The sequence below is a fragment of the Rhizobium sp. PAMB 3174 genome, from assembly GCF_052908375.1.
The window spans coordinates 3,039,015-3,065,209 of record NZ_CM128608.1 but is presented as its reverse complement, the minus strand read 5'-3'; the positions used below and the strand labels follow the sequence as shown (position 1 = coordinate 3,065,209).

The window sequence follows — 26,195 nt, the reverse complement described above, 5'->3', positions numbered from 1 at the left end:
TGCACGAAAGCCTGCACAAGCTGCAGTCTCGCACCTCGATCTTTCCCCGTATCTGTCTTGATCTGAACAGGAGCTTGAGCGGCTCCTGACGCCCCGCCTTGATGTCGTGATTCCGACAGGGTCGGTCCACGGAATCTGGGCGCAGGTGCGCTGCTTGAGGTCGTCTCCCGCAATCCCGGTCTCCCATGTTTTCAGTCTGAATCGCGAAGCGTCCGACAGCATTTTCGGAGCCTGTTTTGCCGCGGCACAGGTTTCGTCTAGCCGTTGCTTGTCAAGCCTTAACCATAAATAAAATCCCTAAAACTTTATTAAAACTAAGTATATCCCGCGCATCCTGTTGTTTTTCAAGGTTAACCATATCTTAAACTTCGATTGCAACTTAAAATTAGTTGTGGATAATACTTCATTACCGGGGATGGTCCGGTATTTGTTTTGCGTAGGAGTGGAGTTCATGGGTAAGATTGTCTCGGGGTGCGTCAATTCCCCAAGTAGAGAAAGTACTTCAAGCAGAAAGATCGTCGTTTCGACTTTTGTCGCCGCATTTGCATTCGCGACGATCGGTACAATGCCTGCATTCTATTCGTCGGCGGCATATGCTGCCGGACGGGGAGACCAACAGCAGCAGTCTGGTGGCCAGCAGAACGGTGGCCAAGAGCAGCAGTCTGGCGGCCCGCAGAATGGTGGGCAGCAGCAGTCTGGTGGTCCGCAGAACGGTGGACAGCAGCAGTCTGGCGGCCCGCAGAACGGCGGCCAGCAGCAGTCTGGTGGTCCGCAGAACGGTGGCCAGCAGCAGTCTGGTGGCCCGCAGAATGGTGGGCAGCAGCAGTCTGGCGGCCCGCAGAATGGTGGGCAGCAGCAGTCTGGTGGTCCGCAGAATGGTGGGCAGCAGCAGTCTGGTGGTCCGCAGAACGGCGGCCAGCATCAGTCTGGCGGCCCGCAGAACGGTGGACAGCAGCAGCCGGGTCCGCAGCCGATGTTCGGCGGTCGTGACGACAAGAAGCCGGGCAACGACAGAGGCTTCGGTAACAAGCGCGGTCCGCAGCCGATGTTTGGTGGCCGTGACGGCGGCAAGTCCGACGGCAAGCGCGGCGGCTTCGAGGGCAAGCCTGGGCAGAAGCCGATGTTCGGCAACCGCGAAGACAACAAGCGCGGCGGCGGCAAGAACTTCCGTGGTCCGTCAGGCGGGAAGCCGATGCACGCCAGCAATGAACGTCGTCATCGCGGCGGGGAATGGGGCGGACAAAAGCCCGGCCCGCAGAAGATGGGCGGTCATCGCGAAGGCCCGAAGGGCAAGGACTTCAAGAAGCCCGGCAATCGCCCGGTCAAGTCGTCCGGTCCGCGCAATTGGGACGATATCAAGCCGATGTTCCCCGGCAAGGACTGGAACAAGAAGCCGGAGATCAAGGAGCGTCCTCACCACAAGCCGTTCCACAAGGTCGAGGGCAAGCGGCCCGGTCACAAGAAGCACCACATGATGAAGCCGCCGCATCGCAAGCATCACGTGATGAAGCCGCATCACAAGCACCGCCATCACTGGAAGCATCATCGTCACCACTGGAAGCCTCACCACAAGCCGGTGCCGGTCGTTGCGACGATTGATACCGGTGCGGGCAGCGGTGCCGCCTGCTTCTACTACGTCAAGACGCTTCCGGAAAATCGCACTCCGGGCTGCGACTATGTCGTTCTGAAATAGGCTTTCAGGCCACGAGAATGAAAAGGCCCGCGTCAAGCGGGCCTTTTCCATATGAGGGATACTGCCGGGCCGCCCTCAAAGGGGCGCAAAACCTGGCGGCACCTGCGAGTTCAACCGCCCATCATGTGCGGGAACAGCCCGGTCAGGCCGATCAGGATGAGATAGATCGCCACCACGTAATTGAGGATACGCGGCGCGACCAGGATCAGGATGCCGGCAATCAGGGCGATGATCGGCTGGATGTAAACGGCGGAAATCATGTCAGTGCTCCTTCTTCATAAGGTTGCTTCAACGGGTATCAGCCGGCATCCGCCGGGGTCGGTGCGCTGCGCGCATGGTCGAAGGCTTCCCTGAGCTTGCCTTCCTGGGATGTGTCGAGGTTGGTGCGCAGGATGCGGCCGCCATGCATGCTCAGCTTGTCGATCACCTTGTCGGAGGAGGCGCGGTCGGCGAGGATGAAGAGCGCCGCCTGGCCAGGCTGCAGGACACCCGCGACATCCTTCATGAAATTGTCGGAGATGCCGTAGTCGGTCAGTGCGCCGGCAAGAGCCCCGGTCGCCGTCCCGGCGGCAAGTCCGATCAGCGGGTTGAAGAAGATGAGGCCGGCGAGGATGCCCCAGAAGGCCCCGCCGCTGGCACCGACCGCCCACATGTGGACCATCTGGTTGAGCTTGACCTTGCCGTCTGCTCCGGCGGAGGCGACCACGGCGTCCTTGATCTCCACCAGATATTCCTTCGAAAGGCCGTAGAGCGTCTCGCGGGCCTGTTCTGCCTGTGATTCCGTATTGTAACCAATGACTATCAGCTCGGACATCGCGGTTCCTTTCCGTCATCGTCCCATCGTCGGGATATACAACTGACTTGGCGTCGTTTTGTTGCATTTGAAAGGGCTGAATGCGTTAAACTTTGTTCATGAAGCCAGCCACGCTTCTGGAATACCGTCGCGCATCCTGCTATGCGCTGTCCAGTCCATGGCTTTGCAAGGAGCGCCGATGTTTCAGAACTCGTTTCCCGATCGCGCCGAGATGGCGTCTCTCGTGGCCCGGATGCTCTGGGAGATCAAGGCGGTGCATTTCAGCGCCGACAAGCCCTACAAGCTCGCTTCGGGGATGATGAGCCCGGTCTACATCGACTGCCGCAAGCTGATTTCCTATCCGCGCATCCGCTCGGCTGTGATGGACTTTGCCGCCTCCACCGTGCTGCGCGAGGCGGGTTTTGAACAGTTCGATTGTGTTGCCGGCGGCGAAACGGCGGGGATTCCCTTCGCCGCCTTTCTGGCCGATCGCCTCGGCCTGCCGATGATCTACGTCCGCAAACAGCCCAAGGGTCACGGCCGCAATGCCCAGATCGAGGGCCATATGCCCGAAGGCGCCCGGGTCCTTGTGATCGAGGATCTGACGACGGCCGGCGGCTCCATGTTCAAGTTCATCGACGCGATCCGCGCCGCCGGCGGCATCGTCGACCATGGCATGGCGCTCTTCTATTATGGTATCTTTCCGGAGGCTGGCGAGCGCTTCGTCAATGGCAAGGTCAAGCTGCACCACATCTCTACATGGCGCGAGGTCCTGGCCGCCGCCCGCCAGGACAAGCTGTTCGACGAGGCGACGCTGACCTCGGTCGCGGCCTTCCTCGATGCGCCGCTCAAATGGTCGGCCGAGCACGGCGGCGTGTCGGAACTCCCGACCCAGTAAGCCGTTGCCTATGCAGGCATAAAATGCTGGCTTTTGTCGGAACGTTGACTTAAATCGATTGAAATTCATTCTTTGGGAGAGAGACTATGATCCTATGCTGTGGCGAAGCCCTGATCGACATGCTGCCGCGTGAAACGACCAAGGGTGAAAATGGCTTTGCGCCCTATGCCGGCGGCGCGGTCTTCAACACGGCGATCGCGCTCGGCCGTCTCGGCGTGCCGACGGCATTCTTCACCGGTCTCTCCGACGACATGATGGGCGACATCCTGCAGAAGGCGCTGAAGGCGTCGAATGTCGATGCGTCGCCTTGCGCCATCTCCTCGCGGCCGACGACGATCGCCTTCGTCAAGCTGACCAATGGCAGCGCGTCCTACGCGTTCTACGACGAGAACACCGCCGGCCGGATGATCACCGAAGACGATCTTCCGGATCTCGGCGACGATTGCGAGGCGCTGCATTTCGGTGCGATCAGCCTGATTTCCGAACCCTGCGGCTCGACCTATGAGGCGCTGATGGCGCGCGAACACGACCGCCGCGTCATCTCGCTCGACCCCAATATCCGCCCAGGCTTCATCAAGGACAAGGTCGCGCACATGCAGCGCATCAACCGCATGGCGGCCATGTCGGACATCGTCAAGTTTTCCGACGAGGATCTGGAATGGTTCGGCATGACCGGCAGCCAGGAGGACCTTGCCCGTCACTGGCTCGACCACGGTGCCAAGCTGTTGATCATCACCAAGGGCGCAGATGGCGCCGATGGTTACACGAAGGACTTCAAGGTCTCGGTTCCCGGGGTCAAGGCCGAGGTGGTCGACACGGTCGGCGCCGGCGACACCTTCGATGCCGGCGTACTGGCGTCTTTGAAGCGCAACGACCTTCTGACCAAGGAAAAGGTGGCGTCGCTCAGCGAAGAGGCGGTGCGCGGTGCGCTGTCGCTGGCGGCAAAGGCCGCCGCCGTCACAGTCTCCCGCGCCGGCGCCAATCCGCCCTGGGCGAATGAAATCGGCCTCTGAGGCGACGGTCGATCAGAACTCGACCTCGAGCTCGATCATCTCGTCTTCTTCACCGGCGGCACCTTCGGCCCATTCCTGCATCAGGTCCCAGTTGAGGATCAGGTTGCAGTAGTCGGACAGCCGGTCGTCCAGCTCGACGGCATAGGTGCGGAAGCGCGAGCACACCGGCGCGAACATGGCGTCGGCCATGTTGGGTGCCGTGCCGAACAGATACGGCCCGCCATACTGGTCCAGGCACTCGTTCCAGATTTCCTTGATCCGCTCGATGTCCGGCCGCGCGCCGGAAAAGATCTTGAAGCGCTCGTGCCGCGCCTTGATGTTCATCGGCAGGGCCGAGCGGAGATTGTGGAAACCGGAATGCATTTCGCCGCAGATCGCCCGGCAATGCGCCCTGACCGCCTGGTCATAGGGCAGCAGGCCAGAGGTCGGTGCGTATTCGGCGGCATATTCGGCAATCGCCAGCGTGTCCCAGACGGTGACGTAGCCATGGGTCAGCCGCGGCACCAGGACGGAAGGCGACAGGAGCAGCAGTTCCTGCCGGTTCTTCTCGTCCGGCTTCGCCATCACCTCGGTGAAGGAGAGGCCCGCCATGCGGCACAGCAGCCAGCCGCGCAGCGACCAGGAGGAATAGTTCTTCGAGGAGATGGTCAGCGTTCCGTGCAACATGATCCGCCCTTTTTCGCGCCTTTTCGATATCGTCACTATTCTCTGGCAAGTTGGTCAAAGATGCACTAGTTTTTGTGCATTGCACAAGACGAAAAAGGATGCCCCCTCATGCTTTATCAGGTCTACCAGTTCCAGGACGACTTGGTTGGACCTTTTCGCGAAATGGCGCGGCTGTGGATGCGCTTCGGCAACTGGGGCGTCAGCGGCGTCGGGCAGGGTGCAAATCAGCATTTCCTCGCCGCCATGGAACTCATCTCCCGCTTCAAGCTCAGCCACGAGCGACCCGACTTCGGCATCGGCGAGGTGATGAGCGGCAACACCATGACGCCCGTTCGGGAAGAGGTGGCGCTGTCGTTGCCTTTCGGCAATCTCCTGCATTTCGTCAAGGAGACCGAGGCCGAGCAGCCGAAGGTGCTGGTCGTCGCGCCGCTCTCCGGTCACTTCTCGACGCTTCTGGCCGGAACGGTGAAAACGCTCCTGCGCGACCACGACGTCTACATCACCGACTGGACGAATGCCCGGGACGTGCCCTTGAGCGCCGGCGCGTTCGGCGTCGAGGATTACGTCGAATACATCATCCGCTTCCTTGGAGAGATGGGCCCGGGCGCGCACGTGCTGTCCGTCTGTCAGCCCTGCGTGCAGACGCTCGCCGCCGTCGCGGTCATGTCGCAGGACGATCATCCGGCGACGCCCCGTTCGATGACGCTGATGGCGGGGCCGGTCGATCCGCGCGAAAGCCCGACGGAAGTCAACGAATTCGCGGTCAAGAAGTCGCTCGCCTGGTTCGAGCATTCGGTTATCACCACCGTGCCGTGGCGCTTCAAGGGCGGTGGCCGCAAGGTCTATCCCGGCTTCCTGCAGCTGGTCGCCTTCATGGCCATGAACATCGACCGCCACCGCACCGCCCACCAGAACCTCTACGAATACCTGGCCAAGGGCGAGACCGAGAAGGCGGAGAAGATCAAGACCTTCTACGACGAGTATTTCGCCGTGCTCGACCTGACCGAGGAATTCTACATCGAGACGATCGACCGCGTCTTCCACAAGGCAGAGCTGGCGAACGGCACCTTCATGTATCGCGGCCGCCTGGTCGATCCGGGCGCGATCCGCAAGACGGCGCTCCTGACGGTGGAGGGCGGCCGCGACGACATCTGTGGCATGGGCCAGACGGCCGCCGCCCACGATCTCTGCAATTCGCTGCGCCCGCACCTGCGCCGTCACCACCTGCAGGCCAATGTCGGCCATTACGGCGTGTTCAACGGCCGCAAGTGGGACGGCGAGATCTATCCGGTGGTCCGCAACCATATTCTGGCGATGGAATAGGGTCAGTAATACCCCTCCCCAACCCCTCCCCACAGGGGGGAGGGGCTACCTCCTCGTCTTTCGCGTCATTCAAAAGACAGCATCTCTGCGGGTGATATTGCCGACGGAGGGCAGGGCGTCGCCGCGCGCTTTCTCCCCCCTTGTGGGGGAGATGCCCGGCAGGGCAGAGAGGGCCGTTACCCCTTCCGCGCGATCAACGTCTTGACCAGCCCGGCCGTCGAACTGTCGAGGTCGCCGCCGTCGGTCTTGCCTTCGACGGCCGACAGCAGGCCGGTTGCCAGTTCCTTGCCGAGCTCGACGCCCCACTGGTCGAAGGAGTTGATGCCGAACAGAACGCCTTCGACGAAGACGCGATGCTCGTAGAGCGCGATCAGCCGGCCGAGCGCGAATGGCGTCAGCTGGTCGTAGACGAAGGTGATCGACGGGCGGTTGCCGGTAAAGACGCGATGCGGGGCTATAAAGTCGGCCTGCTTGTCGTCCATGCCCTTGGCGGTCAGCTGCGCCTTGGCTTCGGCGAGAGTGCGGCCCTTCAGCAGCGCCTGGCTCTGGGCAAGGCAGTTTGCCATCAGCAGCTCATGCTGGTGGCGAAGCTCCGGCTCGAAGCCAGTGGCGGCGATCATGAACTCGATCGGGATGATCGAAGTGCCCTGGTGCAGGAGCTGGAAGAAGGCGTGCTGGCCGTTGGTGCCGGGCTCGCCCCAGACGACCGGGCCGCTCTCGCCCTTGACCGGCGTGCCGTCGACGGTGACGCCCTTGCCGTTCGATTCCATGTCGAGCTGCTGCAGATAGGCCGGGAAGCGCGACAGACGCTGGTCGTAAGGGATGATCGCCCGGGAGCCGTAGCCGAGCACGTTGCGATGATAGTAGCCGATCAGGCCGAGCAGCATCGGCAGGTTCTTCTCCGCCGACGCCTCGCGGAAATGCCGGTCCATGGCATGCGCGCCGTCGAGGAACTTGCCGAAGTTGGTGGGGCCGATGGCGATCATCAGCGGCAGGCCGATTGCCGACCAGATGGAGTAGCGTCCGCCCACCCAGTCCCAGAAACCGAAGACGCGGTCTGCGTCGATGCCGAAGGCGGCGACCTTGTCGAGCGCGGTCGAGACGGCGGCGAAGTGGTGCTTGACGGCGGCTTCGCCGAGCGCCTTGGCGACGAAGTCGCGGGCGGTCTTCGCGTTGGTCATCGTCTCGATGGTGGTGAAGGTCTTCGAGGCGATGATGAAGAGCGTGGTTTCGGCCGAGAGCGTCTTCAGCGTGTCGGCAATATGGGCGCCGTCGACATTGGAGACGAAATGCAGGCGCGGGCCGTCATGGAAGGGCGCCAGCGCCAGCGTCGCCATCACCGGGCCGAGATCGGAGCCGCCGATGCCGATGTTGACGACGTCGGTGATCTTGCGGCCGGTAGCCCCTGCAAGCTTGCCCGAGCGGATGCCATCGGAAAACGCGCCCATGGCATCGAGCACGCCGTTGACGTCCGGCATCACATCCTTGCCGTCGACCATCACCGGCTTGTTGGAGCGGTTGCGCAGTGCCGTGTGCAGCACGGCCCGGTCCTCGGTGAAGTTGATCGCCTCGCCGGCAAACATCTTATCGCGCTTGGCGGCGACGCCGCCTCTGTCGGCGAGCTCGAGCAGCCCGGCCATGATCTCGGCATTCACGGCGCATTTGGAATAGTCCATCAACAGATCGTCGAAGGCGGCGCTGAAATGGGCGAACCGGTCCGGATCGGCGGCAAAGGCGGCGCGGATGTCGGTGGCGGCGGTCGACGCGACGGTCTTCTTCAGCGCTTCAACGATGGACTGCATGGGGCATCTCCTTGATAGTCTTGTCGCCGCGAAACTAGCCGCTTTGCCAGGTAAATCAAGGGACGGGGGAGTGGCGGGCAGGTATTTCGTCACCTGCCCGCGACCAGTCAGGTGTTGCGCAACCGGCCCTCGACCAGATCGAGAACGGAGCGGGCGGCGTAAAGCACGTTGGTGCCGGGACCGAAGACGGCCGAGACGCCGTGATCGAGCAGGAACTGGTAGTCCTGCCGCGGGATGACGCCGCCGGCAACGACGATGATGTCTTCGGCGCCCTTGGCCTTAAGGGCATCGACAAGCTGCGGCACCAGCGTCTTGTGGCCGGCTGCAAGCGAGGAGACGCCGACGACGGCGACCTTGCTTTCGATGGCCGTATCGGCAGCCTCTTCCGGCGTCTGGAAGAGGGGACCGGAGAGCACGTCGAAGCCGATGTCGCCGAAGGCGGATGCGATCACCTTGGCGCCGCGGTCGTGACCGTCCTGGCCGAGCTTGGCGACCATGACCTTCGGCCGGTGGCCGGAGGCCTTGGTGTAATCGGCCAGCCGTCCGGCGAGCACCTGCATTTCCGGATCGTCGTCATAGGCTTCGCCATAGACGCCGTGCACCACTTCAGGCACTGCCGAATGGTCGCCGAAGGCGGTTCGCATGGCATCGGAAATCTCGCCGACGGTGGCGCGCGCCCGGGCGGCGTCCACGGCGGCACCGAGCAGGTTTCCCTTGCCGGTTTTCGCGACTTCGGTCAGCGCAGCCAGCGTCTTTTCGACGGCCTTGGGATCACGCCGGCGTTTCGTCTCGGCGAGGCGCTTGATCTGCGAGGCGCGAACGGCGGTGTTGTCGATGTCGAGAATGTCGATATCGTCCTCGTTTTCCAGCCGGTACTTGTTGACGCCGACGATGACCTCTTCGCCACGGTCGACTGCGGCCTGCCGCTTCGTCGCCGCCGCCTCGATCAGGCGCTTCGGCAGCCCGTCATTGACCGCCTTGGTCATGCCGCCGAGCTCCTCCACTTCCTCGATCAACGCCCAGGCCTTTTCCGCAAGCTCGTTCGTCAGGCTCTCGACGTAGTAGGAGCCGGCGAGCGGATCGACGACCTTGGTGACGCCGGTCTCGTGCTGCAGGATCAGCTGCGTGTTGCGGGCGATGCGGGCGGAGAACTCCGTCGGCAGCGCGATCGCCTCGTCGAACGAATTGGTGTGCAGCGACTGCGTGCCGCCGAGGACGGCCGACATGGCTTCAAACGCGGTGCGGATGATGTTGTTATAAGGGTCCTGCTCGGCCAGCGACACGCCCGATGTCTGGCAATGGGTGCGCAGCATCTTCGACGAGGCCTTCTTCGGCTCGAACTCCGACATGATGCGCGACCAGAGGAGGCGGGCGGCCCTGAGCTTTGCCGCCTCCATGAAGAAGTTCATACCGATGGCAAAGAAGAAGGAGAGGCGACCGGCGAACTCGTCGACGTCGAGGCCCTTCTTCAGCGCCGCGCGCACATATTCGCGCCCGTCGGCCAGCGTGAAGGCGAGTTCCTGCACCAGCGTCGCTCCGGCCTCCTGCATGTGGTAGCCGGAAATCGAGATCGAATTGAACTTCGGCATCTCGCGCGCCGTGTATTCGATGATGTCGGCGACGATCCGCATGGAGGGTTCCGGCGGATAGATATAGGTGTTGCGGACCATGAACTCCTTGAGGATGTCGTTCTGGATGGTCCCCGACAGCTTGTCGCGCGTGACACCCTGTTCCTCGCCGGCGACGATGAAGTTTGCGAGAATCGGGATCACAGCGCCATTCATGGTCATCGACACGGAAATCTTTTCGAGCGGAATGCCGTCGAACAGGATCTTCATGTCCTCGACGCTGTCGATCGCCACACCCGCCTTGCCGACATCGCCCTCGACGCGCGGATGGTCGCTGTCATAGCCGCGATGGGTGGCAAGGTCGAAGGCGACGGAGACGCCCTGCTGGCCGGCGGCGAGCGCCTTGCGGTAGAAGGCATTGGATGCTTCCGCCGTCGAGAAGCCGGCATATTGCCGGATCGTCCATGGCCGGCCGGCATACATGGTGGCCCGAGGCCCGCGCAGGAATGGCTCGAAGCCGGGGAGCGACCCCAGGTGCTCCATGCCCTGTAGATCGTCGCCGGTATAGAGCGGCTTGACGGCAATGCCCTCCGGCGTCTCCCAGGTGAGCTTGTCGGGCGAGGCCTTCAGCTCCTTTTCGGCAAGTGTTTGCCAGTCCTTGATGGTTTTGTCGGTCATTTCGTTCCCTCCCTGGGGAGGTCACTACCCCCCTCTGCCCTGCCGGGCATCTCCCCCACGAGGGGGGATCTTGTCGAAACAGGTCGATGTCGCCGATATGTTTCGACAAGATCCCCTCCCCAACCCCTCCCCACAAGGGGGAGGGGCTTAGCTTGCGGCAGCCGCCATATAAAGCTGATCCGCTTTCCACCTTGGAACGGTGTCTGTCTGGCGCAAACGGCATGGCAAAGGAGCCCATCCCCCTTGTGGGGAGGGATTGGGGAGGGGCTTTCCTGAAATAGAAGGAAGGGGGCCTGATGATGGAAGTCAGAGTACGACATCACTCGAACTCCAGAATGAGCTCGTCCACCGCAAGGCTGGCGCCGGCGGCGGCGGCGAGGCGTTTGACCACGCCGCGCTTTTCGGCGCGCAGCACGTTTTCCATCTTCATGGCTTCGACGGTCGCCAGCGGTTGGCCGGCTTCCACGGTCTGGCCTTCCGCAACGCTGAGCGCTGTCAGCACGCCCGGCATCGGGCAGAGCAGCATCTTCGACGTATCGCGCGGCGGCTTTTCCGGAATGAGGCGGGCAAGCTCGGCGACACGCGGCGAGCGGACATGGGCGGTCAGATCAATGCCACGCCAGCGCAGCCGGATGCCGGTTCCCGCCGCTTCGACCTTCACATGCGCCGCTTCGCCGCCGGCGCTGAAGAGCGCGGTGGTGCGGCCCGGCGTCCAATCACTGACGATGGTGAGCGACTGGCCGTCCTCGAATTCGACAAGCCGGCCCTTCTCGGTTGCAACACTGGAGACGGCAATGCCTTCGCCGTTGAAGCGGACGACCCAGTCCTTGCCGGGCACGCGGCGGTGATTGCCGATCGTGCCGGAAATCTGCACGGCGCGCTCCTGCAGCGTGAGGTGCACATGGGTGGCGATTGCCGCCAGGAAACGGGTCTCGGAGGCATCCGGCTTGACGCCGGAAAAGCCGTCGGGAAACTCCTCGGCGATATAGGCCGTCGTCAGCGTCCCCTTGCGGAACCGCTCCTGACCCATGACCGCCGAGAGGAAGGGCAGGTTGTGGCCGATGCCTTCGACTTCGAAACGGTCGAGCGCATCCGCCATGGCATCGATCGCTTCCGTCCGGTTGAGACCATGCGTGCAGAGCTTGGCGATCATCGGATCGTAATACATCGAGATTTCCGCACCCTCGAAGACGCCGGTATCGTTGCGGACCGTCGTGCCGTCCGCAGCCGTGCCTTCTTCCGGCGGCCGATAGCGGGTCAGCCGGCCGATCGACGGCAGGAAGTTGCGATAGGGATCTTCGGCATAAAGCCGGCTTTCGATCGCCCAGCCGTTGAGGCGGATGTCGTCCTGCCCGAAGGAGAGTTCTTCGCCGGAGGCGACGCGGATCATCTGTTCGACGAGATCGATGCCGGTGATCAGTTCTGTGACCGGATGCTCGACCTGCAGGCGGGTGTTCATTTCGAGGAAGTAGAAATTGCGGTCGCCGTCGACGATGAATTCCACCGTGCCGGCGGAGTGATAGCCGACCGCCTTCGACAGCGCTACGGCCTGCTCGCCCATGGCCTTGCGCGTTTCCTCGTCGAGGAACGGCGAGGGGGCTTCCTCGATCACCTTCTGGTTCCGGCGCTGGATCGAGCATTCGCGTTCGCCGAGATAGAGCGTGTTGCCGTGCTTGTCGCCGAGCACCTGGATTTCGATATGGCGCGGCTGGGTGACGAATTTTTCAATAAAGATGCGGTCGTCGCCGAAGGAGGATTTCGCCTCGTTCTTCGATGACTGGAAACCTTCGCGCGCCTCGGCGTCGTTCCAGGCAATGCGCATGCCCTTGCCGCCGCCGCCGGCCGATGCCTTGATCATCACCGGATAGCCGATGGAAGAGGCGATCTTCACCGCCTCGTCGGCGTCCTCGATCAGCCCCATATGGCCGGGGACGGTGGAAACGCCGGCTTCGGCTGCCAGCTTCTTCGAGGTGATCTTGTCGCCCATCGCCTCGATGGCGCCGACCGGCGGGCCGATGAAGGTCACGCCCTCCTTCTCCAGCGCCTTGGCAAACAGCGGGTTCTCCGACAGGAAGCCGTAGCCCGGATGCACCGCATCGGCGCCGGTCTTGCGGATCGCGTCGAGGATCTTGTCGATGACGATATAGGACTGGCTGGAAGGCGCCGGGCCGATATGCACGGCCTCGTCGGCCATCTTCACATGCATGGCCTCGCGATCGGCGTCGGAATAGACGGCGACGGTGGCAATGCCCATCTTCCGCGCCGTCTTGATGACCCGGCAGGCGATTTCACCGCGATTGGCGATCAGGATTTTCTTGATCATCGGCATCACACTTCCAGCACGTCTTCGAAGGCTTCGGGGAAATTCGAGCGGGCGAGCGGCTCGTTGAGCTGCAGCATGGCCTGGTAGGAGGCCTTGTCGAACGGCTTTTCGGCCGGCACCACCTCGCGCTCGAACAGGCGCGACAGGCGGCGGGCATCGAGATTGCCGCGCTCGAAGGGCTCCGCGCCGAAGCAGTGCCAGATCGCATGGATGAAGGCGGCATCGGCGCGGTGCTCGGTGTCGTCGCGGCTGAAGCGCCGCGGCAGCACCACCAGCGGGGAAATCCCCTTGGGGTTCGCCCGCCTTATGGTGAACTGGAGGCCGGTTCCCGGCATGCCGGACGGAAATCCGCGGTGTTTCGTCATGTCGGGAAGCTTGGCCATTCCAGTGTATCCTCAGTTCTTGCCGATCTTGTCCTGCGTCTTCGTTTCGAAGTCGGAGGCGTCGTGGCGTTCATGCAGTTGTTCGGACGGATCGCCGGAGGCCTTGTTGACCATGATGCCGCGCTTGACCGCCGGCCGCGCGCCGATCTCGTCCGTCCAGCGCTTGACGTTCTTGTAGCCCTCGACTTCGAGGAACGTGCCGGCGTCGTTATAGGCCTCGCTGCGGGCAAGGCGCCCGTACCAGGGCCAGATGGCCATGTCGGCGATCGAATAGTCGGAGCCGGCCATGAACTGATGGTCGGCCAGATGCCGGTCGAGCACGTCCATCTGCCGCTTCACTTCCATCGCGTAGCGGTCGATCGCGTATTTGATCTTGATCGGCGCGTAGGCATAGAAATGCCCGAAGCCGCCGCCGAGGAAGGGCGCCGAGCCCATCTGCCAGAACAGCCAGTTCATCGTCTCGGTGCGGGCCTTGTGGTCCTTCGGCAGGAAGGCGCCGAACTTTTCGGCGAGATAGAGAAGGATGGAGCCGGATTCGAAGACGCGGGTCGGCTCGGCCGTCGAGCGGTCCATCAGCGCCGGGATCTTGGAGTTCGGGTTGACCTCGACGAAGCCGGAGCCGAACTGGTCGCCATCGCCGATCTTGATCAGCCAGGCATCGTATTCGGCATCCTTGTGGCCGGCTTCCAGAAGCTCCTCCAGCATGATGGTGACCTTCTGGCCGTTCGGCGTGGCCAGCGAATAAAGCTGCAGCGGATGCTTGCCGACCGGCAGCTCTTTGTCATGCGTCGCGCCGGCGATCGGGCGGTTGATGGAAGCGAATGCGCCGCCATTCCCCTTGTCCCAGGTCCACACCTTGGCCGGCTCGTATCCGGCGGGAAAATTGTCTTGCGGGTTCTTATCGGTCATGAAATCCATCCTGAAATGTTGCCTGCGGCATCCGAGGGGCCGGACGCCGGCACTCTAATATAGGCGAGGCAGACAACATTTCCGCCCCTCACAGCGGTATCGTATCGTGCTTCTTCCAGTGCGTCGTCTGGTTCTTGTTGCGGAGAGACGCAAAGGCGCGGGCGATGCGGCGGCGCGAGGAATGGGGGCGGATCACCTCGTCGATGAAGCCGCGCTCGGCGGCGACGAAGGGATTGGCGAAGCGCTCCTCGTATTCCTTCGTGCGCGCGGCGATCTTCTCGGGATCGCCAAGCTCGGAGCGGTAGAGGATTTCGGTGGCGCCCTTGGCGCCCATCACGGCGATTTCGGCGGTCGGCCAGGCATAGTTGACGTCGGCGCCGATGTGCTTCGACGCCATCACGTCATAGGCGCCGCCATAGGCTTTGCGGGTGATCAGCGTCACCATCGGCACGGTCGCTTCCGAATAGGCGAACAGCAGCTTGGCGCCATGCTTGATGACGCCGCCATATTCCTGCGCGGTGCCGGGCAGGAAGCCGGGCACGTCGACCAGCGTCAGGATCGGGATCGAGAAGGCGTCGCAGAAGCGCACGAAGCGCGCCGCCTTGCGCGAACTATCGATGTCGAGGCAGCCGGCGAGCACCATCGGCTGGTTGGCGACGACACCGACCGTCTGGCCTTCGATGCGGATGAAGCCGGTGATGATGTTCTTGGCGAACTCCGCCTGCAGCTCGAAGAAGTCGCCTTCGTCTGCAATCGCGTGGATCAGCTCCTTCATGTCGTAGGGCTTGTTGGCGCTGTCCGGGATCAGCGTGTCGAGGCGGTTCTCGATGCGCGCCGGGTCGTCGTGGACGGGGCGGACGGGCGGCTTCTCGCGATTGTTGAGTGGCAGGAAGTCGAATAGCAGCCGCACCTGCTCCAGCGTCTCGATGTCGTCCTCATAGGCGCCATCGGCAACCGAGGATTTCTTCGTGTGGGTGGAGGCGCCGCCGAGCTCTTCGGCCGTGACGATCTCGTTGGTGACCGTCTTCACGACGTCCGGACCGGTCACGAACATGTAGGAACTATCGCGGACCATGAATATGAAGTCGGTCATCGCCGGCGAGTAGACCGCGCCGCCCGCACAAGGCCCCATGATGACGGAAATCTGCGGGATGACGCCGGAGGCCTCGGCGTTGCGGCGGAAGACTTCGGCGTAGCCGGCGAGCGATGCGACGCCTTCCTGGATGCGCGCGCCGCCCGAATCGTTGAGGCCAATCACAGGTGCGCCGTTCCTGACCGCCATGTCCATGATCTTGCAGATCTTCTGGGCATGGGTTTCCGACAGCGAGCCGCCGAGCACGGTGAAGTCCTGGCTGAACACGTAGACCTGGCGGCCGTTGATCGTGCCCCAGCCGGTCACCACGCCGTCGCCCGGCACCTTGCTCTCCGCCATGCCGAAGTCGACGCAGCGGTGGGTGACGTACATGTCGTATTCCTCGAACGAGCCCTCGTCGAGCAGCACTTCGATGCGTTCGCGCGCCGTCAGCTTGCCCTTGGCGTGCTGGGCCTCGATGCGCCGCGTGCCGCCGCCGAGATGCGCTTCGGCGCGACGGGCTTCCAGTTGCTCGAGAATTTCGGACATGGATCCTCCTCATTCGGATTGTTGCCGTTACATAATCCGCTTTGCGCGCACATAAAATGCTTGAAAATGTGAATGTGCACAATTTACAGATTAAGAAGATGAATTTTGCAAAGTTGCGAACATGGCGATCGGCAAACTCTATATCGGCCGCAAGGTGCGGGAACTCAGACAGCAGAACAAGGCCACGCAGGCCCGCTTTGCCGAAAGCATCGGCATCTCGGTCTCGTATCTGAACCAGATCGAGAACAACCAGCGGCCCGTCTCCGCCGCTGTTCTTCTGGCGCTCGCGGAGCGCTACCGCATCGATCTGGCGGATCTGTCGGGCGGCGAGGACGACCGGCTTCTCTCGGCGCTGTCCGAGGCGCTGGCCGATCCGATGTTCCAGGCATGGTCACCGACGCTCAAAGACATGAAGATGGTGGTGCAGAATGCGCCGGGGATTGCCCATGCGCTGATCGCCTGCCACCAGGCCTACCGCCACAATTCCGAACAGATTGCCAGCCTGGACCAGTCGCTGGGCCAGGGCGCGACGCTTGGCGAAAACACGCCCTATGAGGAAGTGCGCGACTACTTCCATTTCGTCGACAACTACGTCCACGATCTCGACCTGCAGGCGGAAAAGCTGGCAACGCGGCTGGGCGTCGGCGAGGTGGACCTCAACGCGGCCCTGACTGGCTTTCTCGAAGAGGCGCACGATATCCGCGTCATCCGCGCCGCCCGTGGTGACGACATGATCCGCCATTATGATGCCGATGCGCGGGTTCTGTCGCTGAACCCCTACCTGCCGGCGCAGACGCGGGCCTTCCAGATCGCCATGAAGATCGCCCAGGTCGAGGCCGGCGACGCGATCGACGCCATCGCCGGCGCCGCCGGCTTTCGCACCGCCGAGGCGCGCGAGATCTGCACGATCGGGCTGCAGAACTATTTTGCCGGGGCGCTCGTCCTTCCCTATCGCAAGTTCATGGACGCGGCCCGTGACCTGCGCCACGACCTCGACCTGTTGACGGCGCGTTTCGGCGCGAGCCTTGAGCAGGTCTGTCATCGACTCTCCACGCTGCAGCGTCCCGGCATGAAAGGCGTGCCGGTGTTCTTTGCCAAGATCGACCGTGCCGGCAACATCATCAAGCGCCACAGCGCCGCCAAGCTGCAGTTCGCCCGCTTCGGCTCCGCCTGTCCGTTGTGGAAGGTACATCAGGCATTTGAAATGCCGGGCCGCATCGTCCGCCAGCTGGCCGAGACGCCGGACGGCGTGCGCTATCTCAGCGTCGCCCTCCAGGTTTCCAAGGGCGGGCGCGGCTTCCGCCAGAGCCAGCAGCAATATGCGCTGGCGCTCGGCTGCGAGGTCTCGTACGCGGAAAACTTCGTCTATGCCGACGACATGGATCTCGGCAACCGGGCGGCCTTCGATCCGATCGGCATTTCCTGTCGCATCTGCGAGCGGCAGAGCTGTCCGAGCCGCGCCATGCCGCCGGTCAAGAGCCGCATCGTCGTCGATCACGAAAACCGCGATATCCTGCCTTACCGGCTGGTTTAGCCGCGCAGTTCCTTGCGCAGGATCTTGCCGACGTTCGACTTCGGCAGTTCGTCGCGGAATTCGATGAACTTCGGGCGCTTGTAATTGGTGAGGTTTTCCGCGCAATGCGCCTTCACGTCGGCCTCCGTCAGGTTCGGGTCCTTGCGCACGACGAAGAGCTTCACCGCCTCGCCCGAATGCTGGTCCGGAACGCCGACGGCCGCCGCCTCGAGAATGCCTTCGTGCATGACGGCGACTTCCTCGATCTCGTTCGGATAGACGTTGAAACCCGACACCAGGATCATGTCCTTCTTGCGGTCGACGATGGTGGTGTAGCCCGACGCGTTCATGAAGCCCATGTCGCCGGAGCGGAAGAAACCGTCCGCCGTCATCACCTGTGCCGTCTCTTCCGGCCTGTTCCAGTAGCCGGTCATCACCTGCGGACCGCGAATGCAGATCTCTCCGACTTCACCGATCGGCAGTGACTTGCCTTCCTCGTCGCGGATATCGATGTCGGTCGAGGGCAGCGGCAGGCCGACCGTGCCGGAAAACTCGGTCGCATCCAGCCGGTTGACGGTCGCCACCGGCGAGGTTTCGGAAAGTCCGTAGCCTTCGGTGATCGCGATCCCCGTCACTTCCTTCCAGCGTTCGGCCACGGGGCGCTGCACGGCCATGCCGCCGCCAAGCACGAGAAGGCCGTTGGAAAAGTCGAGATTGCGGAAATCGGGATTGTTGAGGAGCGCGTTGAAGAGCGTGTTGAGGCCGGGGAAGATGTGGAAGGGGTGTTTCTTCAGCTCTTCCACGAAGGCCGGAATGTCGCGCGGATTGGTGATCATCAGGTTGTGGCCGCCAAGCGCCATGCCGACCAGCGAGTTCACCGTCAGCGCGAAGATGTGGTAGAGCGGCAGCGCGCAGACCATCAGGATATCTTCCGGCAGCGGCTTGGCGTTGGCACGCGTCGTCAGCCAGGTCATGACCTGCGAGGTGTTGGCGAGCAGATTGGCGTGCGTCAGCGTCGTTCCCTTGGAAACGCCGGTCGTGCCGCCGGTATATTGCAGGAAGGCGACGTCCGATTGGCCGAGTGTAGGCTTGTTGAAAGGCAGGCGGCCGCCCTCGGCCAGCACGTCCTTGAAGCGGGTATGGCCCGGGATCGACCATTGCGGCACGAGTTTTTTCACCCGGCGCACGACCAGGTTGACGATCAGGCCCTTGAGCCCGAGCATGTCGCCAAGCGAGGCGACGACGACGTGCTTGACGTCGGTCTTCGCCAGGATCTTTTCCGCCGTGACGCAGAAGTTTTCCAGAATGAACAGAGCCTTGGCGCCGGAATCCTTCAACTGGTGTTCCAGTTCGCGCGGCGTATAGAGGGGATTGACGTTGACGACGGTCAGCCCGGCCCTGAGCACGGCATAGGTGGCGACCGGATTCTGCAGGATGTTCGGCATCATCACCGCGACACGGTCGCCCTTCTTCAGCCCCTTGCTCTGGAGCCATGCGGCAACCCGCCGGGACGAGGCGTCGAGGTCGCTGAAGGTGAGGTCCTTGCCCATGTTGGTGAAGGCTGTCCGGGCGGCGTATTTCGCCACATGCGCGTCGAAGAAGTCGCCGAGCGACTGGAAGGCCAGCGGCGGGATTTCGGCCGGCACGCCTTCCGGATAGGAGGCGAGCCACGGCTTGCCGGAAGCGGTGGCGGTGGTGTCTTCTCCGGTGGAGGTCGACATCGTGCTGGTCATTGGGGCCCTCCCGTGGCCTGATCTTCCGAACGGCTCCCCCGGATGCCGGGGCTTCCTCCTCCGTTCGGAGACGGCAGCATTGAGCCGCCAGTCTTGAAACCTGATTATTATAACCTTGACGTAAACGTCAATATTTTTGTTGCGCGCATTGGGACTGAAGGCATCATCGCTGCAAATGCCTGGGCGTGCAAACGCAATCTTGCGCGTCGCCGATCGCCGCATTTTCAGGCGTTGGAGCGCATAATGAGGGGTGGCACGCCGATTTCTGAAACAAAAATGAGCTTTGCTGAAAAATCGACTTAACAAAGCCGAAAATCGTGTCACCATCCTAATATTCGTTTGTGTACCAACCTCTTTTCAAGGCTGACGTAAAATGACGATCCACAGTCCTGAGCGGTCTCCCGCCGCCGAGCTCAAAGCCAATGTGTCGGTGCCTTTCGAACAGGCCGCGGCCATGCCGAAGAGCGTCTATACATCCGAGTCCTTTCTGGCCCAGGAACTGGAACACATCTTTTCCAAGGAATGGCTCTGCGCCGGACGGACCGATGGCCTGAAGAATCCGGGAGACTACCTGACGATGGAAATCGCCGGCGAGCCGGTGATCGTCCTGCGCGACCGGGACGGTCAGCTGCGGGCTCTTTCCAACGTCTGTCGCCATCGCATGTCGACCCTGCTCCAGGGAAGCGGCCATGTGCGCTCGATCGTCTGTCCCTATCACGCCTGGACCTACAATCTCGACGGCACGCTGCGCGGTGCGCCGGCGATGACGCTGAACGAAGGTTTCTGCAAGGACAATGTGGCGCTGCCTGCGATCCGCTGCGTCGACTGGAAGGGCTGGATCCTCGTCAGCCTCAATCCCGATGCGCCCGATCCGGAGGAAAGCCTGAAGGATGTCGACGCGCTTGTCGGCTATCTCGACATGGGCAGCTACATCGAAACCTTCCGCGAGGAGCACCGCTGGAACACCAACTGGAAGGTGCTCGGCGAGAACTTCATGGAAAGCTACCATCTGCCGGTCTGTCACTCAGGCACGATCGGCGGCTTCGTGTCGCTGGAGAAGATGACCTGTCCGGAGGGCTTTCCCACCTTCAACTATCACTGGATTCTGAAGAAGGGCGATGCGCCGCTGACGGTCGCCCATCCCTCCAACACGACGCTGACCGGCGAGGAGCGGGTCAAGACCTGGCTTCTGTCGATCTATCCGGCGCTCTTCATCACGCTGACGCCCGGCTACTTCTGGTACCTGTCCCTGCATCCGGACGGGCCGGACCACGTGAAGATCCTCTATGGCGGCGGCATGCATCCGGATTACGCCAACGATCCGGAGGCGCAGAAGCACTTTGCCACGCTGAAGGCGCTGCTCGACGATGTCAACGACGAGGACCGCGGCTGCACCGAGAAGGTTTACAAGGGTATCACCGGAAGACTATCGGCACCGGGCGCGCTGTCGCACCTGGAGCGGCCCAACTTCGAATTCGCCCAGTACATTTCGTCGAAGATTCCCGGCTGAGGCGGGCGCGGCCAATGCCGCGCCCCGACCACCTTCTTCATTCGGCGGCCGGAACACCTCCAAAGGCCGCCGAGATTTAGCAAACTGTTAGGGATGTCCGGCGAAACCGGCACTGTTCCGAAACGGGTCGGCTTCGGTCCCGCAATCGGACGTTTGCTACGCTTGGTGGCCACAAAATCCAGAGTTTATAGCGGTCTGCCGCAACTGCATCCATTCCACGAGTGTCAAAACAGGACAATCGCGCGCGGCGGGAAGGCCGCTTTTCCGCGCTCCGCGAGAATTTAACGAAAATTTTCCCTAATCCCTTAAGTCCATCAAAACATAAAGCCGTTCTAATCAGCTCAAAGCACACATGTTTAGGCCCGATAAACGGTATTGTTATGATGACAAACCTTACCTCATCACATTTAGCCAAGCGGTTTTTCAGATCCCGGGACGGCAACTTCGCCATCCTGACGGCGTTTTCCTTGCCGGTCCTGATCGCCTTCGTCGGCGTCGCGATCGACATGAGCCGTTTGCTCAATACACGGTCGCAGCTTCAGGCCGCAGCCGACTCGGCCGCCCTGGTCGCCTCCAAAGCGATGGCCGACAACGGCATGACCGAAGAGCAGGCCAAGGTCCTCGCGCTCAACTTTGTCAATTCCCAGCTGGCACTCGACAACGATCTGGGCGGAGTCCTGGACGAGGACGATATCGATATCGTTCCGACCAAGGCGACGAACGCGGATGGAACTGGCACCTACAAGGTCCAGGTCACGGTTGACTTCGACGTCAAGATGACCGCGATGACGGGACTCCTCGGCATCGACAGTCGACCGGTCGCGGTCAACTCGGTAGCGGAGACCTCGACGGAATCCACCAAGTCGCCTCTCAGCATGTATCTGGTTCTTGACCGCTCCGGCTCCATGGCCTGGGAGTCGAGCCAGTACGGCAGCTACGAGGTCGAATACGATTGCGGATACTGGGGCAACTGGTACTGGAACGGCTGGAAGTGGACCCAGGACTACTATTCAAAGACCTGCACGAAGACCGTCAACGGATACCTGCCGAAGATCAATGCGCTCAAGCTTGCCGTCGCCGATCTGATGGCGCAGCTGGCGACGGCCGACCCCGAAACCAAGTACGTGCGTACCGGAGCGGTCTCCTACAATAGCGCGATGGACTCGGCGCTGAATCTCGATTGGGGAACCGCGGCGACGCTGACCTACGTCAACGCCCTCGTCGCGGAAGGCGGCACGAATTCCAGCGATGCGGTCAAGACTGCCCGCAACAAGTTGAATGCCAGTTCCGAGGATGAGGCACACAAGAAGAAGAATGGCGGCGTCCCGACAAAGTACATGGTTTTCATGACCGACGGCGAGAACAACTACTCGAGCGACGACACGAAGACGAAGTCCTGGTGCGACAAGGCCAAGAAGGATGGCACCATCATCTATACGGTGGCCTTCATGGCGCCTGCGGCCGGCAAGTCGCTGTTGAGCTATTGCGCGACCGACGCCGCCCATTACTTCGACGCCAGCGACGCCAACGACCTGATTGCAGCTTTCAACAGCATCGGCGCCCAGGCAACCTCCAAGGTATCGCGCCTCACACAGTGAGACGGTCCAGCAGCCCCCTGCCGCCGGATCCGGTTGCCTGACGAACGCACTGTCTTCAAAAAGCGGGTCATCGCTATCGATGGCCCGCTTTTCCGTTGAAACGCTGCCGGTGGCGGGGCAAAGTCATCGCGATTTGAACGCTTTGGAGCCGGCAGCATGCGCAATTCCGAAATCATCTGGGACAAGGTCGAAAACCATCGCGAGGATCTGATCGGCCTCTCCGATCGGGTATGGGGCATGCCGGAAACGCTCTATGCGGAATATCGCTCCTGTGCCGAGCATACCGAAATGCTGCGACGGAAGGGGTTTCGCGTGACCGAGGAGGTCGCCGGCATTCCGACTGCCGTCATGGGCGAGGCGGGTGAGGGTGGGCCGGTGATCGCCATCCTCGGGGAATACGACGCCCTTCCGGGGCTGAGCCAGGAAGCCAACATCGCCGAGCCGCGCCCGGTCGAAGCCGGCGGCAACGGTCATGGCTGCGGCCACAACCTGCTCGGCTCCGCCTCGCTGCTCGCGGCCTGTGCGCTGAAGGACTGGCTGGCGGAAACCGGAACGCCCGGCCGCGTGCGCTATTACGGCTGCCCGGCGGAAGAGGGCGGTGCCGCGAAGGCCTTCATGGTCCGCGACGGCGCCTTCGACGACGTCGATGCTGCCGTCACCTGGCATCCGGCAACGATGACGCGCGTCGACACCGAGGACAGCCTCGCCAATACCCGCATGGATTTCGTCTTCACCGGCCGGGCGAGCCATGCGGCCGCGACGCCGCATCTCGGGCGATCCGCACTCGATGCCGCCGAGATCATGTCCGTTGGCGTCAATTATCTGCGCGAGCACATCCCCTCCGACAGTCGCATCCACTATGCCTATCTCGATGTCGGAGGTACGGCGCCGAACGTCGTACAGGCCCGCGCCAAGGTTCGCTACTCGATCCGATCGCTGACGCTTTCCGGCATGCTGGCGCTGACCGAGCGCGTGAAGAAGGTTGCCCGCGGCGCGGCGATGATTACGGAGACCGAGGTCGACATCTCCATCATGTCGGCCGTTTCCAACATGCTGCCGAATGCGACGATGGAGGCGACCATGCAGAGCGTGCTCGACCGGCTCGGCGGCGTTCCCTTCGACGAGGCTGATCGTGATTATGCCCGTCGCATCCAGGCGACGCTGTCGGATGAGGATATCCGCGCCAGCTACGCGAGTGTCGGCATGAAGCCGGTCAAGGACGAGCCGCTCTGTGATTACGTCGTGCCGCTGCGCAATGGCGGCGAGAAGATGCTGGGCTCCACCGACGTTGCCGACGTGACGTGGAAGGTCCCGACGGTCCAGTGCTGGGTGGCCACCCATGCGATCGGCACGCCTGGCCACAGCTGGCAGATCACCGCGCAGGGCAAGGCGCCCGCCGCTCACAAGGGCATGGTGCATGCGGCCAAGATCATGGCGCAGACGGCGCAGATGCTGATTGCCGACGAGACCTTGCTTGCCCGCGCGAAGAAGGAGCATCGCGAGACGCTGGCCGAAACGCCCTATGTCTGCCCAATCCCGGACGATGTCATGCCGCCGCTCCAGCCGCGGCCGATGGCGGCGGAATAGCGGTGCGGAACAAACGGGAACGAGAGGCGGGAGGCCGGGGAGGCAATGAACTTCAGGCGGCCGGTTGCTCCCTGCAGTCGGCAAAGACCGCTTGGAACGTCTGGTCGAGCACCATCATCTTGGTCGCCTGCGCCTGGTAGTATTCCTGCCGGAATGCCGGTGATATCCAGATCGGCGAGCGTCCCGGACGCTCGCTCCAGCCGATGGCGCCGATCGCCTCCGCGGCTGCGAACTTGCGGCCGACATGCGAACGCGACAGGCCGAAGGCGCGGGCGAGGTAACCGAGCGAGGTGACATCCGTCAGCAGGCGGATGCCGTCCGGCATCGTCTGGCCGGCAGCGCTGCCGACGATCAGCCGGTCCATCACCAGGCCGCCATCGTCCATCCAGGTGAAGATCGAGTAGATCTTGCCGGGAGAACGGATCTCGGGGCATTCGAGCAGCAGGCGGGCGAGCATCGGCTGCAGCGCCGCGATGTTGCCCGTGACGGCGCGCATGAAGTAGGCGCAGCGCGTGCCGCCATCCACCTTGTCGAGCGCCGCAAGGTGCAGCATGTACCAGCGGCCGAGCAGATCGAGTGTCTGCGGCGAAGGCTCGTAGGGCTGCAGCGTGCGCTGGCTGACACCTTCCACCGGCCGGATGACGCCATAGTGTATGGTCTCGAGAAAGAAGCTGATGGCGGTGTTGCGGCTGGCGATGCGGTATTGCAGCGCGGCCTTGACGATATCGCGCCGGTTCATTGCATGGCGGCCCTCCGCCAGCCCGGCAAAATAGATGCCGAGCGCCAGATGCGAGAGAAACCACCGTTGCTGCGTCGCGAATAGCGCAGCCAGACGCGGCGCCGCGTCATGAACGCTGATGAAACCGCGCGCCAGCTCGCCTGCAATCTGGTCGAAGCCGTCGCTGGCGGCGACCTGCTCGATACTTCCTAAAGACCAAGTCACTTTATCCGCCGCGACAGGTTATATTGATGAATTCGGCTGATTGTCGGAAATATGCTGAACTTGAATTTGACAATGCTACGAGAAAATTCTTTTGTCACCAAAGACCTATTATCGTGCTTAATCGCGGTGGCACACCGCGCGGTCCCCGGCAAGGTGGATATGGCGTTTTGTCAAAAATGGGCGGATGAAGTGCCGCAATGGAGAGTGATGCATTCGCAACCGTGACCACCGGCAGGGCGCGCGGGCGTCACGATATTGAAGGCTGATGCATCAAGGGAGTGAAATGGTGCCGCTTACGTGACTCGAACACGTGACCCCATCATTACGAATGATGTGCTCTACCGACTGAGCTAAAGCGGCCCTTCAAATGCCGGCGGCGCGGGGCCGGCGGCTGGCGTGAGGGGCTGATAACCGCAAAGCGGGCGGAATTCAAGTCATGAGTTTCGCCCGGCTTTAAAAAATTCGTGGAGAGCCCGCAATTTTCGGTCGCGCGCCCACAGCCGGATGCCTCAGGCGCAGAGTCGTGCTCTGGCGTCCTGGTATTCGCGTTCGAGCCGCGCCACCAGACCTTCGACGGAGGTGATGTCCTTGACCGCGCCGATCCCCTGGCCGCAGCCCCAGATATCCTTCCAGGCCTTGGCGCCGGTCACCGCGCTGTCGAAATCCATCGTCTTCAGGTCGCCTTCCGGCAGATGGTCCGGGTCCATGCCGGCTGCGATCACCGAGGGCTTCAGGTAGTTGCCGTGCACGCCGGTGAAGTAGTTGGAATAGACGATGTCGTCCGCCTTGCTGTCGACGATCATCTGCTTGTAGGCGTCGCTGGCGCGCGCCTCATGCGTGGCGATGAAGGGCGAGCCGATATAGGCCATGTCGGCGCCGGCGGCCCGTGCCGCGAGGATCGCGCCGCCATTGGCGATCGCGCCGGCGAGCAGCAGCGGCCCGTCGAACCATTCGCGGATCTCCTGGAGAAGGGCGAAGGGCGACAGGCGTCCGGCATGGCCGCCCGCACCGGCGGCAACCGCGATCAGCCCGTCGGCGCCCTTGCGGATCGCCGAATTGGCGTGGCGGTTGTTGATGACGTCGTGCAGCACGATGCCGCCATAGGAATGGACGGCCTGGTTGACCTCCGGCACGGCGCCGAGCGAGGAGATGACGATCGGCACCTTGTACTTCACGCACATCATCAGATCGTGCTCGAGGCGCTTGTTGGAGGTGTGGACGATCTGGTTGACCGCGAAGGGTGCGGCCGGGCGCTCCGGATTGGCGGCATTGTGTGACGCCAGGCCTTCGGTGATCTCGGCCAGCCATTCGTCGAGCTGGGATTCGGGCCGGGCATTGAGCGCAGGAAACGCGCCGACAACGCCAGCCTTGCATTGGGCGAGCGTCAGGGCCGGATGGGAAATGATGAAAAGCGGCGAGGCGATGACCGGCAGGCGCAGGTTTTCGCTGAGCAGTTTGGGAAGCGCCATGTCTCCTCCGACATAATTGACGTTTACGCGAACGTCAAAATCTCTAGCAGAGGCGACCGCGAAGGGAAAGCCCAATTCGCAGCCGGGCCGGTCGGGAATGCCGGGGACCCGGCGCGTGCGCCCTTGCCGATCCCGGGCATTTCCACGGGGACAAGGAAGGGCCGGCAGTATC

The 26,195-nt window shown here is 62.5% G+C and carries 21 protein-coding genes and 1 tRNA gene; 9 read left to right on the top strand and 13 right to left on the bottom strand.

The window, feature by feature from the left end; genetic code table 11:
* Positions 1–565: 565 nt before the first annotated feature.
* Positions 566–1,693 (top strand): hypothetical protein, encoded by a 1,128-nt coding sequence (locus ACU5AY_RS14700; RefSeq protein WP_446826769.1) that lies wholly within the window; start codon positions 566–568, stop codon positions 1,691–1,693.
* Positions 1,694–1,803: 110 nt separating this feature from the next.
* Here the strand turns inward: ACU5AY_RS14700 and ACU5AY_RS14695 are convergent, their stop codons facing one another.
* Together ACU5AY_RS14695 and ACU5AY_RS14690 are read right to left on the bottom strand one after the other, a co-directional pair.
* Complete coding sequence (locus ACU5AY_RS14695; protein WP_446825442.1) at positions 1,804–1,953, bottom strand: DUF3096 domain-containing protein; 150 nt, start codon at positions 1,951–1,953, stop codon at positions 1,804–1,806.
* Between the two features lie 38 nt (positions 1,954–1,991).
* Positions 1,992–2,507 carry a DUF1269 domain-containing protein gene (locus tag ACU5AY_RS14690; RefSeq protein WP_446826768.1) on the bottom strand — a complete coding sequence of 172 codons (516 nt, stop codon included), beginning with the start codon at positions 2,505–2,507 and terminating at the stop codon, positions 1,992–1,994.
* A gap of 178 nt (positions 2,508–2,685) precedes the next feature.
* Between ACU5AY_RS14690 and ACU5AY_RS14685 the strand changes: the two genes are divergently transcribed.
* Positions 2,686–3,384, top strand: coding sequence for an orotate phosphoribosyltransferase (locus ACU5AY_RS14685; protein ID WP_446825440.1), 699 nt, complete (start codon positions 2,686–2,688; stop codon positions 3,382–3,384).
* Positions 3,385–3,470: 86 nt separating this feature from the next.
* Positions 3,471–4,397 (top strand): carbohydrate kinase family protein, encoded by a 927-nt coding sequence (locus tag ACU5AY_RS14680; RefSeq protein WP_446826767.1) that lies wholly within the window; start codon positions 3,471–3,473, stop codon positions 4,395–4,397.
* 12 nt (positions 4,398–4,409) lie between these two features.
* Here the strand turns inward: ACU5AY_RS14680 and ACU5AY_RS14675 are convergent, their stop codons facing one another.
* Positions 4,410–5,063, bottom strand: a complete 654-nt coding sequence (locus tag ACU5AY_RS14675; protein ID WP_446826766.1) for a glutathione S-transferase — start codon at positions 5,061–5,063, stop codon at positions 4,410–4,412.
* Positions 5,064–5,171: 108 nt separating this feature from the next.
* On the opposite strand from ACU5AY_RS14675, the gene ACU5AY_RS14670 reads away from it, so the two are divergent.
* A complete protein-coding gene (locus ACU5AY_RS14670; RefSeq protein WP_446826765.1) occupies positions 5,172–6,386 on the top strand; it encodes a polyhydroxyalkanoate depolymerase in 1,215 nt (404 codons plus the stop codon).
* Positions 6,387–6,562: 176 nt separating this feature from the next.
* Here ACU5AY_RS14670 and pgi read toward each other — a convergent pair whose 3' ends face one another.
* From pgi to ACU5AY_RS14640, 6 genes are all read right to left on the bottom strand, one after another.
* Entirely contained in the window at positions 6,563–8,188 is a 1,626-nt protein-coding gene (gene pgi / locus ACU5AY_RS14665) for a glucose-6-phosphate isomerase (RefSeq protein ID WP_446826764.1), read from the bottom strand.
* 107 nt (positions 8,189–8,295) lie between these two features.
* Positions 8,296–10,434 (bottom strand): methylmalonyl-CoA mutase, encoded by a 2,139-nt coding sequence (scpA, locus tag ACU5AY_RS14660; RefSeq protein WP_446826763.1) that lies wholly within the window; start codon positions 10,432–10,434, stop codon positions 8,296–8,298.
* Between the two features lie 319 nt (positions 10,435–10,753).
* Entirely contained in the window at positions 10,754–12,757 is a 2,004-nt protein-coding gene (locus ACU5AY_RS14655) for an acetyl-CoA carboxylase biotin carboxylase subunit (RefSeq protein ID WP_446826762.1), read from the bottom strand.
* A gap of 5 nt (positions 12,758–12,762) precedes the next feature.
* Positions 12,763–13,140: a hypothetical protein gene (locus tag ACU5AY_RS14650; RefSeq protein ID WP_446825432.1), complete on the bottom strand. Its 378-nt coding sequence runs from the start codon at positions 13,138–13,140 to the stop codon at positions 12,763–12,765.
* A gap of 12 nt (positions 13,141–13,152) precedes the next feature.
* Positions 13,153–14,049, bottom strand: a complete 897-nt coding sequence (gene yghU / locus ACU5AY_RS14645; RefSeq protein WP_446826761.1) for a glutathione-dependent disulfide-bond oxidoreductase — start codon at positions 14,047–14,049, stop codon at positions 13,153–13,155.
* 88 nt (positions 14,050–14,137) lie between these two features.
* Positions 14,138–15,670, bottom strand: a complete 1,533-nt coding sequence (locus ACU5AY_RS14640) for an acyl-CoA carboxylase subunit beta (protein ID WP_446826760.1) — start codon at positions 15,668–15,670, stop codon at positions 14,138–14,140.
* A gap of 121 nt (positions 15,671–15,791) precedes the next feature.
* On the opposite strand from ACU5AY_RS14640, the gene ACU5AY_RS14635 reads away from it, so the two are divergent.
* Positions 15,792–17,204, top strand: coding sequence for a helix-turn-helix domain-containing protein (locus ACU5AY_RS14635; RefSeq protein WP_446826759.1), 1,413 nt, complete (start codon positions 15,792–15,794; stop codon positions 17,202–17,204).
* Here the strand turns inward: ACU5AY_RS14635 and ACU5AY_RS14630 are convergent.
* The gene (locus tag ACU5AY_RS14630) at positions 17,201–18,916 is read right to left on the bottom strand and encodes a long-chain-fatty-acid--CoA ligase (RefSeq protein ID WP_446826758.1); all 1,716 of its coding nucleotides are present in this window, start codon (positions 18,914–18,916) and stop codon (positions 17,201–17,203) included. The genes ACU5AY_RS14635 and ACU5AY_RS14630 overlap by 4 nt on opposite strands.
* Before the next feature lie 93 nt (positions 18,917–19,009).
* Between ACU5AY_RS14630 and ACU5AY_RS14625 the strand changes: the two genes are divergently transcribed.
* The 4 genes from ACU5AY_RS14625 to ACU5AY_RS14610 all read left to right on the top strand — a co-directional run bounded on the left by ACU5AY_RS14625 (position 19,010) and on the right by ACU5AY_RS14610 (position 23,611).
* On the top strand, positions 19,010–19,219 hold the full coding sequence (locus ACU5AY_RS14625; RefSeq protein ID WP_446826757.1) for a hypothetical protein: 210 nt from the start codon (positions 19,010–19,012) through the stop codon (positions 19,217–19,219).
* A gap of 70 nt (positions 19,220–19,289) precedes the next feature.
* Positions 19,290–20,426 carry an aromatic ring-hydroxylating oxygenase subunit alpha gene (locus ACU5AY_RS14620; protein ID WP_446826756.1) on the top strand — a complete coding sequence of 379 codons (1,137 nt, stop codon included), beginning with the start codon at positions 19,290–19,292 and terminating at the stop codon, positions 20,424–20,426.
* 467 nt (positions 20,427–20,893) lie between these two features.
* On the top strand, positions 20,894–22,024 hold the full coding sequence (locus ACU5AY_RS14615) for a vWA domain-containing protein (RefSeq protein WP_446826755.1): 1,131 nt from the start codon (positions 20,894–20,896) through the stop codon (positions 22,022–22,024).
* A gap of 156 nt (positions 22,025–22,180) precedes the next feature.
* On the top strand, positions 22,181–23,611 hold the full coding sequence (locus ACU5AY_RS14610) for a M20 family metallopeptidase (protein WP_446826754.1): 1,431 nt from the start codon (positions 22,181–22,183) through the stop codon (positions 23,609–23,611).
* A gap of 52 nt (positions 23,612–23,663) precedes the next feature.
* Here ACU5AY_RS14610 and ACU5AY_RS14605 read toward each other — a convergent pair whose 3' ends face one another.
* The 3 genes from ACU5AY_RS14605 to ACU5AY_RS14595 form a co-directional block, all read right to left on the bottom strand.
* A complete protein-coding gene (locus ACU5AY_RS14605) occupies positions 23,664–24,554 on the bottom strand; it encodes a hypothetical protein (protein ID WP_446826753.1) in 891 nt (296 codons plus the stop codon).
* Positions 24,555–24,838: 284 nt separating this feature from the next.
* Positions 24,839–24,914: transfer RNA gene (locus ACU5AY_RS14600), tRNA-Thr, on the bottom strand.
* Between the two features lie 149 nt (positions 24,915–25,063).
* Complete coding sequence (locus ACU5AY_RS14595; RefSeq protein ID WP_446826752.1) at positions 25,064–26,023, bottom strand: NAD(P)H-dependent flavin oxidoreductase; 960 nt, start codon at positions 26,021–26,023, stop codon at positions 25,064–25,066.
* Positions 26,024–26,195 lie beyond the last annotated feature (172 nt).